Origin of the sequence: Haloplanus litoreus (assembly GCF_045690335.1) — an archaeon.
GTDB classification, from domain to species: Archaea; Halobacteriota; Halobacteria; order Halobacteriales; family Haloferacaceae; genus Haloplanus; species Haloplanus litoreus.
The window spans coordinates 2,622,382-2,636,714 of record NZ_CP147874.1; the positions used below are offsets into that span (position 1 = coordinate 2,622,382).

General features: G+C 69.5%; 18 protein-coding genes. 9 read left to right on the forward strand and 9 right to left on the reverse strand.

Annotated features, from left to right (window positions below):
- Positions 1-141: 141 nt before the first annotated feature.
- From V8686_RS14000 to V8686_RS14025, 6 genes are all read right to left on the reverse strand, one after another.
- Positions 142-1,368: an outer membrane protein assembly factor BamB family protein gene (locus V8686_RS14000; RefSeq protein ID WP_379705134.1), complete on the reverse strand. Its 1,227-nt coding sequence runs from the start codon at positions 1,366-1,368 to the stop codon at positions 142-144.
- 191 nt (positions 1,369-1,559) lie between these two features.
- Complete coding sequence (locus V8686_RS14005; protein ID WP_379705136.1) at positions 1,560-2,009, reverse strand: hypothetical protein; 450 nt, start codon at positions 2,007-2,009, stop codon at positions 1,560-1,562.
- A gap of 54 nt (positions 2,010-2,063) precedes the next feature.
- Positions 2,064-2,477: a Rieske (2Fe-2S) protein gene (locus V8686_RS14010; protein WP_379705137.1), complete on the reverse strand. Its 414-nt coding sequence runs from the start codon at positions 2,475-2,477 to the stop codon at positions 2,064-2,066.
- Between the two features lie 38 nt (positions 2,478-2,515).
- Complete coding sequence (locus tag V8686_RS14015) at positions 2,516-3,397, reverse strand: aminotransferase class IV (protein WP_379705138.1); 882 nt, start codon at positions 3,395-3,397, stop codon at positions 2,516-2,518.
- Positions 3,398-3,403: 6 nt separating this feature from the next.
- Positions 3,404-3,913 carry a helix-hairpin-helix domain-containing protein gene (locus V8686_RS14020; RefSeq protein ID WP_379705140.1) on the reverse strand — a complete coding sequence of 170 codons (510 nt, stop codon included), beginning with the start codon at positions 3,911-3,913 and terminating at the stop codon, positions 3,404-3,406.
- Positions 3,914-3,958: 45 nt separating this feature from the next.
- Positions 3,959-4,777 (reverse strand): shikimate dehydrogenase, encoded by an 819-nt coding sequence (locus V8686_RS14025; protein WP_379705142.1) that lies wholly within the window; start codon positions 4,775-4,777, stop codon positions 3,959-3,961.
- Between the two features lie 98 nt (positions 4,778-4,875).
- Between V8686_RS14025 and V8686_RS14030 the strand changes: the two genes are divergently transcribed.
- The 8 genes from V8686_RS14030 (at position 4,876) to V8686_RS14065 (ending at position 12,017) form a co-directional block, all read left to right on the forward strand.
- A complete protein-coding gene (locus V8686_RS14030; RefSeq protein ID WP_379705144.1) occupies positions 4,876-5,070 on the forward strand; it encodes an HVO_2922 family protein in 195 nt (64 codons plus the stop codon).
- A gap of 294 nt (positions 5,071-5,364) precedes the next feature.
- On the forward strand, positions 5,365-6,693 hold the full coding sequence (locus tag V8686_RS14035) for a sodium:calcium antiporter (protein ID WP_379705146.1): 1,329 nt from the start codon (positions 5,365-5,367) through the stop codon (positions 6,691-6,693).
- 1 nt (position 6,694) lies between these two features.
- Positions 6,695-7,528, forward strand: coding sequence for a universal stress protein (locus tag V8686_RS14040; RefSeq protein ID WP_379705148.1), 834 nt, complete (start codon positions 6,695-6,697; stop codon positions 7,526-7,528).
- A gap of 135 nt (positions 7,529-7,663) precedes the next feature.
- Positions 7,664-9,031, forward strand: coding sequence for a D-aminoacyl-tRNA deacylase (locus tag V8686_RS14045; RefSeq protein WP_379705150.1), 1,368 nt, complete (start codon positions 7,664-7,666; stop codon positions 9,029-9,031).
- A gap of 129 nt (positions 9,032-9,160) precedes the next feature.
- Complete coding sequence (gene ftsZ, locus V8686_RS14050) at positions 9,161-10,321, forward strand: cell division protein FtsZ (protein WP_379705152.1); 1,161 nt, start codon at positions 9,161-9,163, stop codon at positions 10,319-10,321.
- Positions 10,322-10,554: 233 nt separating this feature from the next.
- Positions 10,555-10,728, forward strand: a complete 174-nt coding sequence (locus V8686_RS14055) for a protein translocase SEC61 complex subunit gamma (protein ID WP_379705154.1) — start codon at positions 10,555-10,557, stop codon at positions 10,726-10,728.
- Position 10,729: 1 nt separating this feature from the next.
- Positions 10,730-11,167: a transcription elongation factor Spt5 gene (locus V8686_RS14060; protein WP_379705156.1), complete on the forward strand. Its 438-nt coding sequence runs from the start codon at positions 10,730-10,732 to the stop codon at positions 11,165-11,167.
- 115 nt (positions 11,168-11,282) lie between these two features.
- On the forward strand, positions 11,283-12,017 hold the full coding sequence (locus V8686_RS14065) for a PHP-associated domain-containing protein (protein WP_379706610.1): 735 nt from the start codon (positions 11,283-11,285) through the stop codon (positions 12,015-12,017).
- Here the strand turns inward: V8686_RS14065 and V8686_RS14070 are convergent.
- Together V8686_RS14070 and V8686_RS14075 are read right to left on the reverse strand one after the other, a co-directional pair.
- On the reverse strand, positions 12,014-12,196 hold the full coding sequence (locus tag V8686_RS14070) for a hypothetical protein (protein ID WP_379705158.1): 183 nt from the start codon (positions 12,194-12,196) through the stop codon (positions 12,014-12,016). The two genes, V8686_RS14065 and V8686_RS14070, sit on opposite strands and share 4 nt — an antisense overlap.
- A 63-nt stretch (positions 12,197-12,259) precedes the next feature.
- Positions 12,260-12,766 carry a metal-dependent hydrolase gene (locus tag V8686_RS14075; protein WP_379705159.1) on the reverse strand — a complete coding sequence of 169 codons (507 nt, stop codon included), beginning with the start codon at positions 12,764-12,766 and terminating at the stop codon, positions 12,260-12,262.
- 85 nt (positions 12,767-12,851) lie between these two features.
- Between V8686_RS14075 and V8686_RS14080 the strand changes: the two genes are divergently transcribed.
- The gene (locus V8686_RS14080) at positions 12,852-13,952 is read left to right on the forward strand and encodes a pyridoxal phosphate-dependent aminotransferase (RefSeq protein WP_379705161.1); all 1,101 of its coding nucleotides are present in this window, start codon (positions 12,852-12,854) and stop codon (positions 13,950-13,952) included.
- 8 nt (positions 13,953-13,960) lie between these two features.
- Here V8686_RS14080 and V8686_RS14085 read toward each other — a convergent pair whose 3' ends face one another.
- Positions 13,961-14,332, reverse strand: a complete 372-nt coding sequence (locus V8686_RS14085) for a hypothetical protein (RefSeq protein WP_379705163.1) — start codon at positions 14,330-14,332, stop codon at positions 13,961-13,963.
- Position 14,333: the final 1 nt, after the last annotated feature.

The following is a 14,333-nucleotide window of genomic DNA, read 5'->3' on the forward strand; positions in this document are numbered from 1 at the left end:
AACCGACCGGTAGTCCACCCAAATTCAGCCGGGTTAAGTCGAATTGCGCCCCGGAGGCCGGTCGACCGGGCCGACGTGGGCCGCCGCCGACTCGCTCGTCCGGGCTGCGGACGGGACTGGCGGCCGCACGCGGACGGCGCCCTACGCGAGTTCGTACACCGACGTGCCCGCGGCGAGCAGCACTCGGTCCTCGACGAGCGCCAGGCCACCGACACCTCGCGTCTCGACGGTGTGGGTCCACAACCGGTCGCCGGTGGCGCGGTCGTAGGCTCGCACCACACCGGCGACTCGCTCGCCGCCCTCGCGCACGTCGCCGGCGACGACGAGGGTGTCGCCGGCGACGGCGGGGGCGACGGCGTGCCACTCGACCTCGTCGCGCCAGACGGTCTCGCCGGTTTCGAGGTCCAGCGCGGCGACGAGGCCGGCCCGTCGGTCGTCGGTGCCGACGGCCGCGTAGCCGCGGTCATCGACGACGGCGGGGGTGGCGACGTCGACACCGAGCGAGCGGGGGTTCCAGAGCCGGTCCCCGGTGTCGGCGTCGAAGGCGACGACAACCCCGCCGCCCTCGGCGTAGGTGCCCTGTACGAGTCGGCCGCCGGCGACGGCGGGGGCGTGGACGAAGCCGCTTACGGGGCCCGCGCTCCAGACGCGCTCCGGGCCGGAGCGGAGATAGCGGTCGCGACCCGACCGCGCCGCGTAGGCGACGGTGCCGTCGAGCGGTGCGCCCGCGGCGTACAGTCGGCCGTCGACGAGGGCGGGCATCGTACCGTCGACTCGCCAGGACCGGCCGCCGTCGGCGTCGATGCCGCGGAGCGTCCCGCTCTCGTCGCCGAGGTACACCTCGCGTGCCCCGACCGTCAGCCCCCGTGGGTGGTCGGTGTCGATGGGCGTGCGGTAGGTTTCGCGCAGGTCGGCGGCGTCGTAGCCGACGACGGCCGCGGGATCGGTGTCGTTACCCGACTCGTGACTGACCGTGTGGAGACGGCCATCGGGGCCGAATCCGGCGCGGGGCGTCGCCGCCTCGACGGTGCGGGCCGCCGCGCCGCCGCCGAGGGGGTAGGCCGCGAGCCCCGATCCGTAGACGACGACGTGATCGGGACCGACGAGCGGCGAGAGCGAGGGATACCTGGCGGACGACGAGATCGCGGCGAACTCGCTGATCGAGGGTCGCTCTCGAGGCGGCGTAGCGTTCGGATTGTGAGCGGTGTTCGCGGGGTCGTACCGGCGGAGCGGCCACGTTCCGGGGTCGGGCGTCCAAGTGGCGAACGTCGCGTCGGCCGCGCCCCGATTCAGACGGTAGGTGCCGTAGGCGCCGGCCGCGGCGGCGACGGCACCGCCGAGGAGGCGGCGGCGAGTGATGGAGGGCATCGAGCGAGAGGTTCGCATCCGCCGTAAAAAAAGGTGGCAATGGCGTCGGGCCGCGGCACCGGGACGGAGGGCGAACGGCCGCCAATCGGGTTCCCCCGGCGGCCGGTGTCGTCGCTCGTCGTCGTGGACTGGCGCATCTCGTCGGTACCGCGAGGCTACTCGCACTCGCCACATCCGGAACCTAGAGTCGGTCAGAGCGTCACGTCGGGTTGCTCGGTCGCCTCACGCCCCGCTCGGAAGCTTCGGAGGCCGGCGGCGATAGAGAGCAAGCCGGCGAGCGGGGCGAACGCCAGCCCACCCGCGGTGGCCGTGAGGATGGCGAGGACGCCCGCCGTGCCGGCGAGCGCCCACACCAGCGGGCGCCGACGGGACCAGAGCGCGTAGGCCGCGAGCGCCGACAGCGCGAACAGCAACGCGGCCCAGACGAGCGGCCGCGCCAGCGGGGCGAGCGACGAGAGCGACGGGCCGGAGACGGCGGCCAGCGAGCGGAGACGCTCGAAGGCGACCGGGAGCGGGCCACGGTCACCGAGGAGGGTCAACGCGCCGGCCACGCCGGCGAGGACGGCGAGGGCGTCGACCAGCGGGACGAGTCGTTCGACGGTGGAGGGGGTCGCGGAGGGGAGGGAGGACCGGGCGGACATGGGCGGAGATGGGACAGCGAGCGACAAAAATCCTCGTCACGAGCAGCGGCGGACTCAGAACTCGACCGTCGAGGAGGCCGAGGGGCTGCCGTCGTCGAGCGATCCCGTGTCGACGAAGGTGTAGTCGTCGTCGACGAGGTAGACGCTCCCGTCGTCGACGGCCACGTCGACGGATTCGAGGGTGGCCCCCTCGCAAGGACCGAAGGTGCAGAAACCGGAGTCTGCCTCGAAGTACGCGCCGTGGTTCGCACAGACGAGTTCGTCGGCGCGCATCGGCGCGCCGGAGCCTTTGTCGAGTCGCACGTCGAGCAGGTGTCGGCAGTAGTTCAGCCAGCCGCGGACCTCGCCGTCGGGCGTACGGACGAGTACCGCCTCCCGCCGTTCGTCGTCCGCGTTCCGAACCGTGAAGAGGAAGGTGGTGTCGTCGGGAACCGCCGACAGCGACGTGATCCGTCGATCCGGGTCCATCACGCCGGAGTACCGGGCGCGCGGATATATACCCGTTGTCAGCGACACGTCGACGCCACCCGCTCCGCGAACAGGCGGGAGAGCAGGTCGGTCACGGGGCCGCCACCGACGGCCACGCCGTCGAGACTGACGATGGGGCGAATACCGGCGCTCGGTTCCGCGACGAACGCCTCTTCGGCGGCACGGACGTCGGCGGGCGTACAGGGCACGTCGGCGACCGGAAGCCCCTCGCCGTCGGCGAGTTCGCGGACGACGGATCGGGTCGCCGTTCGCGCCGGACGGTCGCCGAGGGCCGGCAGCCGGATGGCCTCCCCGTCGACGAAGACGGGATCGCTCGCCGTCCCACCGACGACGTGGCCGTCGGCGTCGAGGAGCAACGCCTCGTCGGCCGGGTCGTCGTCCGGGGGCGCCGCGGTCCGGAGTTCGGCCTGTGCGCGGACCGCGTCGAGTCGGGCGTGGGTGAGTGGCGCCGCGGGGACGGACGCCGTCGGCAGCGCTCGGGTCCGGACGGTCTGGAGGCGTACCGGCCCCCGGCCGTCCGGCACCGGTGTGGCCGTCACGACCACCGTCGGATCGGGATCGGTCGGGGGCCGATGCCTGGCGGCGTCGGGAAGGGGGGTCGAACAATCCCCACCGCGCCCCCGGGTGATCGAGAGACGGACCAACGCCTCCGCGAGGTCGTTTACCGCCAGGGTCTCCTCGACCCGCGCCCGGAGGTCGGCGGCGTCGACGCCGGGATCGAACTCCAGAGCCGCGCAGGCGTCGAACAGACGGTCGACGTGTGTCCCCCACGCGAAGGGAGTCCCCCCGTAACAGCGGAGGGTGTCGGTCACCGCGTCGCCGAACGCGACCGCTCGGTCGTCGACGGAAAGCGTCGCGTCGGCAGCGTCGACGAGTTCACCGCCGACGTGGTACTGCATCGCCGATCAACGGTCCTTCGCGCGGTCGATCCAGCGACCCACCCGCTTCTCCGAGAGGTCGATCTGTGGGGCGAGGTCGGCCGCGTCCGCGGCTGCGAGGTCCGCCACGGAGTCGATGCCGACGTTCGACAGGCGCTCGGCGTATGCGGGACCGATCCCTTTGATCACCTCGACCGAGTCGGCGTCCTCGGCAGCGGCCTCGTGTTCGCCGGTCGCCTCGCCCACCGACTCGGCGTTCGCCGTGTCGAGTTCCGTCTCGCCGTTGCCCGCGTCGGGGCCGGCCGCCTCGGCGGGTTCGGCGGCGCCGGCGTCCTCGTCGACGAGCGAATCGGTCGAGGCGGCGGCGTCCGTCCCGGCAGCGGCCGCGTCCTCGGCGGGATCGGTGCCCTTGACGGCCGCCTCGGACTCTGTCTCTGCGTGTTCGCGTTCGACGCTGACGGTCGTCTCACGCCGTTCCTCGTCGGACGACGATCCGTCCAGTCCGATCAACGACAGCAGCGTGTCCAGGATACCCATTGGAGGTAGTTACGGCCGCCCAATATTTAAAAACCTTCGAGGTTGTCAGAGGTGTGACCGGAGGGCGGCGTTCATGGCATCGACCGGGGCGTCGCGGCCGGTCCAGCGTTCGAAGGCGACGACGCCCTGGAACAGGAGCATCCACGCGCCGTCGATGGTCGTCGCTCCCGCGGCGGCGGCCTCCCGGAGCAGGCGGGTCTCGATGGGGGAGTAGACGGCGTCGAGGACGGCCAGATCCCCGTGGAGCAGGCCGGACGGCACGGGCGTCTCGTCGTCCTCCATGCCGACACTCGTGGCGTTGACCAGCAGGTCGGCCGCTGGAATCCGGTCGTCGAGAGTGTCGAGGCCGCCGGCCGTCACCGTGGCCCCGGGACGTTCCCGGCGTACGTCGGCCGCGAGCGATTCCGCGCGCTCGACGGTCCGGTTGGCGACGTGGACGGCCTCACACGCCTCGGCGAGGGTGAAGACGACGGCCCGACCGGCCCCGCCGGCGCCGACGACGACGGCCTCGGCGCCCGAGAGCGCTACGTCGTGGTGCTCGAAGGCGCGACGCACGCCGGCGGCGTCGGTGTTGTACCCGCGGGGAGGCGAGGTGGAGAAATCGACCGTGTTGACCGCACCGATGCGGGCCGCGAGGTCGTCCGGTTCGACCAGGTCGAGGACGTCCTGCTTGAACGGGATGGTGACGTTGAGTCCGTCGATGCCGAGCGCCTCGGCCCCGTCGATGGCGCGAGCGACGGCGTCCGCGTCGGGTTCGAACGTGACGTATCTGGCGTCCATGTCGAGTTCACGGTAGGCCGCCTCGTGCATCGGCGGGGAGAGCGAGTGGCCGACCGGGTTGCCGATCAGTCCGTAGACGTGCATCGTCGTCGCATTCGGATGGGGGGACGAAAAGCCCCCCGCGTCCGCGCCGGCGCGGCCGGCGACGCTTTATCAGTGAGGCGTGTGTACGTCCGGCCGGTATGCCACGAGAATCGAGATTCGAACTGTATCAGGACAAGGCCGACGAGTGGCGGTGGCGACTGGTGGTGGCCAACGGGAACATCATCGCCGACAGCGGCGAGGGATACACGTCGAAGCAGGGCGCGAAGCGGGGGATCGAGAGCGTGAAATCCAGCGCCCCTGAAGCGAAAGTCGTCACTCGGGACGACGGATAGCCCCCATCGCTGGCGTCCGTCGGTCGTCGGTCGGTGCAGGTATCGTACTCTCTGTGCCTACATCGCCCGATTTCGACACCGAGGGCGACTATATCGAACGATACTGTGATTCGGCGCTTCTCGACAAATTCGCCCGTCACGTGGCCTCACACGCGCACTATCGGCGGTACGAGCGACAACTTGTGTTTTATTAGCCGGGCGGGTGGTACCGATAGACACGACTGGGTCAATGATTCAGACACAGACAACCGCCGTGGGACGTATCGTCGCGTCCCCGGGCATCGGAGGCGAACCATGAGGCGGCAGGCCCTCGGCGCGCTCGGTGGGGCGGGCGCGCTCACCCTTCCCTGGGTCGTCGTCTACCTGACCGGGGCGGCACACGGGCTCTCGACGCTTACGACGGTGGCCGTGAGCGGGGTGTCGGTACTCGGCGCGTCGTTCCTGCTCGCGTGGGGCGCCGAGACGGCCGAGAAAGACGTCCCCCGGGCGTTCGCCATCGCCGTCCTCGCGGTGCTGGCGGTCGCTCCGGAGTACGCCGTCGACGCGCTGTACGCGTGGAACGCGGGGCTGTACGCCGGGACGGATCGGGGGATCGAAGCGGGGAACCTCGCCGTCGCGAACATGACCGGCGCGAACCGCATCCTCATCGGTATCGGGTGGGCCGGCGTCGCCCTCTTTACCGTCTTCCGAAGTGGATCGGCGGACGACCCGGCGGTGAAAAATCGGAGGGGCTTCCTCGCCGACGCCGTCACCCTCGACCGCGACATCGGTCTCGAAATCGTCTTCCTCTTTCTGGCCACGCTCTGGGCGTTTCTCGTTCCGTTCAACGGCGGGATCGACATCCTCGACATGGCCGTCCTCGTCGGTATCTACGTGGCGTACATCGCCATCGTCCTCAAGGGCGACGTCGAAGCCGAGGAGGCCCACGTCGGCGTGCCGGCGTATCTCCAGACGTATCCGAAGCCCTACCGCGCGGCGACGGTCATCGGCCTGTTCGCGTACTCCGGGATCATGATCTTTACCGCCGTCGAACCGTTCGCACACGGCCTCGAACAGCTGGGCCAGAACGTCGGTGTCCCGTCGTTCTTCATGATCCAGTGGATCGCTCCGCTGGCCTCCGAATCACCGGAACTTATCGTCGTCGTCTATCTCGTCAACAAGGCGCGGTCGACGGCCGGGTTCAACGCGCTCATCTCCTCGAAGCTCAACCAGTGGACGCTCCTGATCGGGACGCTCGTCCTCGTCTACTCCCTCGCACTGGGACAGTACGGGGCGCTCCCCTTCGACCAGAAGCAGTCGGCCGAAATCTGGCTGACCGCGGCGCAGTCCTTCTTCGCCATCTCGCTTTTGGTCAACTTCGAAATCTCGGTTCGTGAGGCGGTGGTGTTGTTGGTCCTCTTCCTCACACAGGTGTTCTCGGAGTTCCTGCTCATCCGCGGACTCATCGAACTCCCCATCACGGACTATCAGCTTCTGCTGGTGTTCACCGGTATCTACCTCGTCCTCGGGGTGGGGCTGTTCGTGTCCCGCCGGAAGGCGCTGGGGAACATCCTCCGGCAGTCGGCCGGGACCGTGAGCGAAGCGTTTTCCACCGGTGAGGACCGACCGAGGGGGGCCGACTGAGATGTTCGACGAACTCCTGATCGCAGTCGACGGTAGCGACTGTGCGCGCACGGCGGCCAAGTACGGACTGGAACTGGCGGCGACGTACGACGCCGACGTCGAAGTCGTCACCGTCTACGGCGGCGACACGGAGCGGGGACAGGCCATCCTCGACGACATCGCCGACATGGCCGGCGACGTCGGCGTCACTGTCGGGACGGAACTGCTCGCGGGCAAACCGGCCAAGGCGATCACGGCGCGGGCTGGCGAACGCAGCGCCGATCTGATCGTCGTCGGCCGCCGCGGACGGTCCGGTGTGCGGGCGCGACTCCTCGGCACCGTCACGGAACGGGTCCTGCGGCGTAGCCCCGTACCCGTGCTGACGGTCCCGGAAGGCGACGTCGAGAGCGACACCGGGACCGCGTACGGAAACGTTCTCGTGACGACCGACGGCAGCGAACTCGCCGCGGCGGCGGGCCCCTACGGCGCCGATCTGGCGCGTCGATTCGACGCCGCACTCCACGTCCTCAACGTCGTGGACATCCAGGCCGAAGCGGGCGTGTTCGACGCCGGCGGCGTGGATCGCGAGTACATCGAGCGCCTGGAGACGCGCGGCCACCAGGCGGTCGACGAACTGGTCGCGGCGGTCGACGCGTCCGATCTGGACGTGCGACGCGCCGTGGTTCGCGGCGCCGCCCACGACGCCATCGGCGAGTACGTCGACGAGAACGGCGTCGACGTGGTCGTCATGTCCTCCGAGGGACAGTCGAACCTCGCCGGCCAGCAACTGGGCACCGTCGCGGGCCGCGTCCTGCGGACCGTCGACGAACCGGTCTTGGTCGTCACCGAGGACTGATACGGAGTGCTGTGACTGGGTCCCGGCCGCTGCCGACTACAGGGACGGCAACGGCCGGGACTGACCGACGACAGTCCGGATGAGTCGGTCGGCGGGGACCGATCCGGTTTTGAGGGTAGACGGCGTGGTTTCGGCGTGATCGCCATCGTCGTCAGTCGCGCCGACAGCGCCTCCGAACACGTCGGCGAGGCGTTGCTGGACCTCGCCAACTGGACCGAACACCGCGACGAGCGCCGCCCCGACGGCGAGGGCGGCGGCACCTACTACCGCACCGACGGCTTCGAACTGCGCACCTTCGACGAACTCCACATCTACCTGGACCGCCCGGACGCCGCCTTCGACGACCCCGACCTGCTGATCGTCGTCTCCCGCCACTCGGGAGAGACGGGACCCCTCCTGACCGCCCACTTCACGGGGAACTTCGGCGACGCGGAGTACGGCGGCACGGCGGGCCAGTTCGCCCGTGCCTGTCCGAACGCCGCGGCCGAGGCCGTCTCGGCGCTCGCCGAACACGCACCCCCGGAGTACGACGTCGGCACCGAGTGTACCCATCACGGTCCGACCGACGTGGGCGTCCCCTCGATGTTCGTCGAACTCGGTAGCGACGAGGCGCAGTGGGGGGACCCCGCAGGCGCCCGGGCCGTCGCCCGCGCCGTCCTCGACCTGCGCGGGGTCGCTGCGGACAGGGACAAACAGGTCGCGGGCTTCGGCGGCGGCCACTACGCGCCGCGGTTCGGCCGAGTCGTTCGCGAGACGGCGTGGGCCGTCGGGCACGTCGGCGCCGACTGGGGGCTAGAGGCGATGGGCAACCCTGCCACGAACCGGGAGGTCCTCCGGCGAGCGGTCGAGGCGAGCGGGACCGACACCGTCCTCGTCGAAGGCGGTCACCCGGGACTGACGGAGGTTCTCACCGATCTCGGCTACCGCGTCGTCACGGAGACGTGGCTCCGCGAGACGAGCGCCCACCCCGTGCCCGTCGTCGAGGCGGTGGAGGACCGACTGGCCGGCGTGAGCGAGGGCCTGCGGTTCGGCGAGGTGGTGCCGTCGGTGGCGGAGGACGGAGACGCCGGGGACGCCGTCGTCGTCACGGACCTGCCGACGGCCCTCGTCGACGCGGCCCACGGGGTCGACGCGGACGCGGCACGGGGCGCCGTCGCGGCGTCGGCCGTCGCCTTCGAGACGACGGAGGGCGGCACCCGCCCCCGGGGACGGGTCGCCCTGCCTGCCGCCGATCCGGCCGCCGCGGCCGAGACGATGACCGACGCCCTGGCGGCCGTCCTCCGGGAGGCCTACGACGAGGTGATCCGCCGGGACGACCAGGTGGTCGCCCGGACTGAAGCGTTCGATCCGTCGGCCGCCCACGAACTCGGCGTGCCCGAGGGACCGGCGTTCGGCCGTCTCGCGGACGGTCAGGCCGTCGAAATCGACGGCGAGCGGATCGAACCGACCGCGGTGCGAACCGAGCGGGTGGACCGGTTCCCGGTCGTCGAGGCGGCAGAATAGTTGTATATTTGACTATCGTCTGACGCACGCAAGACGCGTTCTGCGCCCCGGTTCGGCGGAGCGTCAGACGCGCGCGTGACAACGGGCGGAAAGATAATGAGGCTGCCTTCGAAACGCATCGGGCATACCATGGACTCCATCGTGGAGGATGCAATCGAGGAAGCCGAGGAGCCGGGGGATGGGGCCGCGGCAGGGGTCGATACCGGCCGGGAACCCGCGACCGACACGTCCGCCGACACCGAGAATCGAACGGGCAAGATGACCGACGAGGAACTCGAGGACGTCCTGGAGGACCTCCAGACCGATATCACCGTCGTCGGCTGTGGGGGGGCCGGCGGCAACACGGTCAACCGCATGGCCGAGGAGGGGATCAAGGGGGCCAACCTCGTCGCGGCCAACACGGACGTACAACACCTCGTCGACGTCGAAGCCGACACGAAGATCCTCATGGGCGAGGAGAAAACCGGGGGGCGCGGTGCGGGGTCGCTCCCGCAGGTCGGCGAGGAAGCCGCTATCGAGAGCCAGCAGGACATCTACGGCGCCATCGAGGGCTCCGACATGGTGTTCGTCACGGCCGGTCTCGGCGGCGGGACGGGAACCGGCTCGGCGCCCGTCGTCGCCGAGGCGGCCCGCGAGTCGGGCGCGCTCACCATCGCCATCGTGACGACACCCTTTACCGCCGAGGGTGAGGTCCGCCGGACCAACGCCGAGGCGGGACTGGAACGTCTGCGCGACGTGGCCGACACCGTCATCGTCGTACCCAACGACCGCCTGCTGGACTCGGTCGGGAAGCTCCCCGTCCGGCAGGCGTTCAAGGTGTCCGACGAGGTGCTGATGCGGTCGGTGAAAGGCATCACCGAACTCATCACCAAACCCGGCCTCGTCAACCTGGACTTCGCCGACGTGAAGACCGTCATGGAGAAAGGCGGCGTCGCCATGATCGGCCTCGGCGAGAGCGATTCGGAGCAGAAGGCCCAAGACTCGGTGCGATCGGCGCTTCGCTCGCCGCTACTCGACGTGGACATCTCCGGGGCCAATTCGGCGCTCGTCAACGTCACCGGCGGCACCGACATGGCCATCGAGGAGGCCGAGGGCGTCGTCGAGGAGATTTACGACCGAATCGACCCCGACGCCCGCATCATCTGGGGTACCTCCATCGACGAGGAACTCGACGGGACGATGCGAACGATGATCGTCGTCACGGGCGTGGAGTCGCCACAGATCTACGGCCGTGGCGACGCCACGGCACCCGAACCGGCGAGCGGCGACGATATCGACTACGTGGAGTAGTCGCGCCGACGGTTCGTTTTCGGGACGCTCACCGCCGTCAGCGACGCGTGGCCGCCGACGGTACCCCGCCGTGCGTGTGGACGTCGTTGGACGCCCTCGCACTCGACGGTCGCCCGGCCCTCCCTGTCCGCTCTCCCCGTTCGAGCGCCGCGCGCCGCTCGCGGTCGGTGACGGGCCGACGGCAGGGACCGTGTTATCAATAGATAGAAAAAGCCCGCTCGTCTAGGGGACCTATGGACGTCAAATACGACCTCGCAAGCTACGTCCGCGTGCTCAAGATGGCGAGTACGCCGTCGTGGAACGAGTTCTCGCAGGTTGCCAAAGTCGCGGGTGCCGGGGTCTTTCTCGTCGGCCTCCTCGGATTCATCATCTTCGCCGCCATGAGCTTCCTCCCCGGGGGCGCGTAGCATGGGGATCTTCGCCGTCAAGACCACGGCCAGCCAGGAGCGTACCGTCGCCGACATGATCGCCAGCCGTGAGGAAGACGAGGTGCACGCGGTGCTGGCACCCGACTCCCTCACGAGCTACGTCATGGTCGAGGCGGACAACAGCGCCGTCCTCGAACGCGTGATGGACGAGATTCCGCACGCCCGCTCCATCGTGCCCGGTAAATCCTCGCTCACCGAAGTGGAACACTTCCTCTCGCCGACGCCGGACGTGGAAGGCATCGCCGAGAGCGACATCGTCGAACTCATCGCCGGCCCGTTCAAGGGCGAGAAAGCTCGCGTCCAGCGGATCGACGAGGGTAAAGACCAGGTGACGGTCGAACTGTACGAGGCCACGGTCCCGATTCCCGTCACGGTGCGTGGCGACCAGATCCGCGTGCTGGACTCCGAAGAACGATAACTGGAGGTCTCACGACTTCTCGCTGTGCCGACACGCGGGCACCCGAATAGCAACCACTAACTGCGGCGTCCGTGGAGATGGTCCCGTGACGACGGCAGGGTCGACCCGGATCGATATGCACGTGAAGGCGCTCGACGAACGCGTCGTGGCGCGGGCCAAGGCCCGTGGCATCGACGTACTCGTCTACGCGCCGCATTTCACACGGTTACCGACCATCCGTGACCGCGCCGCCCGCTTCTCCGACGGCGAGCTGCTCGTCGTGCCCGCACGGGAGGTGTTCACCGGGCCGTGGCACGCCCGCCGCCACGTTTTGGCTATCGGTCTCACCGACCCCGTCCCCGACTTCATCACCTTCGAGGGCGCACTCGATGCGTTCGACCGACAGGACGTCGCCGTCCTCGTCCCCCACCCCGAGATGCTGAACGTCAGTTGTTCCCGAGCGGACGTGGCGGCAGACCCCGACACCTTCGACGCCGTCGAGACGTACAACGCCAAGTGTCTGCCCCAGCAGAACCGTCGGTGCCGGGCCGTCGCCCGGGAGACGGGGCACCCCGGGTTCGGCTCGTCCTACGCCCACCTTCGGAGGACGGTCGGCGAGGCGTGGACCACCTTCGAGACGACTATCTCCTCGACGGACGACCTAGTCGAGGCGCTTCGGTCCGGCGCCCCGCGGCGGGTCGCCCACCGTGGCGGTACCGGCCACCGCCTGCAGGGACTCGCGGAGTTCGCCCACCTCGGCTACGAGAACACGTGGGGGAAACTCGACCGCCTCTTTCTCTCGGGGACGGAACCGACCCACCCGAGCCACATCGCCTACGACGGGCGCTTCGACGACGTAGCCGTCTACTAGATCACGAGGACGGACCGCAACAGCACGGTCGCGAAGGGCAGGGAAAAGAGCGTCAGGTAGACGGTCACGAGCGTGCCGTCCTCGCTCGTCGGCAGGAGGTGCCCGAGGGCGGCCGCGACGACGCGTTCCGCGCGTCCGGGAGAGTGACTCGACGTCGCTCCCTCACTCGGGACGTCCACCGCGCACTCGAGTGCCGACCGGACGGGAGTCGCCGCCGTCCCACGCGACGGTATCGGCCACGCTCACCCTAGGATGACGTTCAGCGCACCCGCCGTGTTGCCGAGCGGCATCACGTAGAGGTGAAAGGAACCCAGCGCGGCGATTTCCAGGCCGGTGATGACCACCGTCACCAGATCCGCGTACTTGCTGCTAGTGGTCACGCCGGACGGCAGGCCCCACTCCTGACTCGTCAGCGGGTAGAAGAGGGCGATCCCTCGACGGCTCCCGACCACGTCGAGGAGGTAGTGGGTGGCGATGCCGATCCAGACGAAGTAGAGGTTGTCGAAGACGAGTGGGAACCCGACGAAGAGTCCGAGGACGAACAGGTTGTGTAGCGTCTTGCGATGCTTACCGAAGGCGGTGTCGACGTCCGGAAAGAGCGCCCCGAGAACGAGGGGGACCGAGAGTTTGGCGATCGTCTCGACGGTGGCGAGTGCGGTCTCCGCCGTGAGCACGGTCGGGGCCGCGAGAACGGCGCCCAAGCCCACGCTCAACAGGGCGGCGTTGAGCACGTGTCCTTTCTTGTTCACGGGGGACGATTCGGCCCCGCCCACACAAGCGTGTCGGCGCGGGGCGGAGCGAAAGAGGGATTTGACGGCCGTCCGGAGAGCGACCATGGATTACGACACGCCACTCTTCTTCCACGTCATGCAGTACGCCGCGGCGGCGGATCGGGACGTGATCGATCTGGTGAGCGGCGGACCGGACTGGGAACCGCCGACCGCCCTCCGCGAGGGCCTGCGGGAGTACGCCGACGCCGAACCCGCGGAGTTCCAGTATCCACCGAGTGACGGCCTGCGCGCCCTGCGCGAGGAAGTCGCCGCCCGACGTGGCGTCGACGTCGACCGCGTCGTCATCACGAACGGCGCCGGCGAGGCGAACTACCTCGCGATGGCGGGCGCCCTCGAACGCGACGCCGGCTCCGAAATCCTGCTCACCGATCCCGTCTACCCCTACTACCCCGGAAAGGCGCGGATGCTGGGCTACGACGCGACGCTCGTTCCCGTCGCGGAGGACGGCGGCCTGGACGTGGCGGCGATGCGTGAGGCGGCGAACGAGGAGACGGCGGCCATCCTGATCAACTCCCCGAACAACCCGACCGGGGCGGTGTACGGCGCCGACACGATGCGCGCGATGGTCGACCTGGCGGACGACCACGACGCCCTGTTGATCTCCGACGAGGTGTACGACCACTACGATTTCTCCGGCCGCTTCGAGAGCGCCCTCTCCTTCGAGAGCGACCACGCAGTCGTCACCAACTCCTACTCGAAGTCGATGGCAGTGACGGGACTGCGGGTGGGCTACGGGATCTTTCCTCACCACCTCGCCGACGCCGCCCGCACGCGACACATGCTCGTGAACGTGACCGGCGCCCGGCCGTCACAGGCCGCCGTTCTCCGGGCGCTCCGAGAGACGGGGCCGGAGTACTACGAGGCCTCGCGGGACCTCCTGCGGGAGCGCATCGACGCTTTCACCGACGCCCTCGACGTCGCCGGCGCGGAGTACGTCGTCCCCGAGGGCGCCTTCTACGTCTTCGCGCGCTTCGAGGGCTTCCCCGGAACGCTTTCGAACGTCGAACGCCTCGTCGACGAGGCGGGTGTGGCCTGCATGCCCGGCGACACGTTCGGGAGCTACGACGAGTGGGTCCGGTTCGCGCTCGTCAGCCCGCGAGCCGAGGAGGCCGCCCGACGGCTGGCCGACTACGACGGTTTCTAGCGGTCGACCTAGCAGACGACGATGTCGGCGCGGTAGTACACCCCTTCGTCGGCGACGACGTCGATGTCGTGCCACGCGTAGTCGAAGTCCTCGGCGCTCCCGTTGCGCGCACGGGTGAACGTCTCGCGTTGCTCGGCGGAGAGGGGCTCGTATGCGACGGCACCGCCGAGTCGACGTCGGCCGGTTCCTCGTCGAGTTCGTAGACGGTCAGCGTGGGAGGACAGCCCGTGTTGGCGGTGGGCGTAGCCGTCGGTGTGGGCGTCGGATCGGACGCCGATCTCGCGCCGAGACAGCCCGAGACGACGGCACAGAGCACCGCGACGGCGAGCGCCGACCGTCGGGTGGGGCGCCCGTGCATCGGTGGCCGTTCCGCCGCCCACC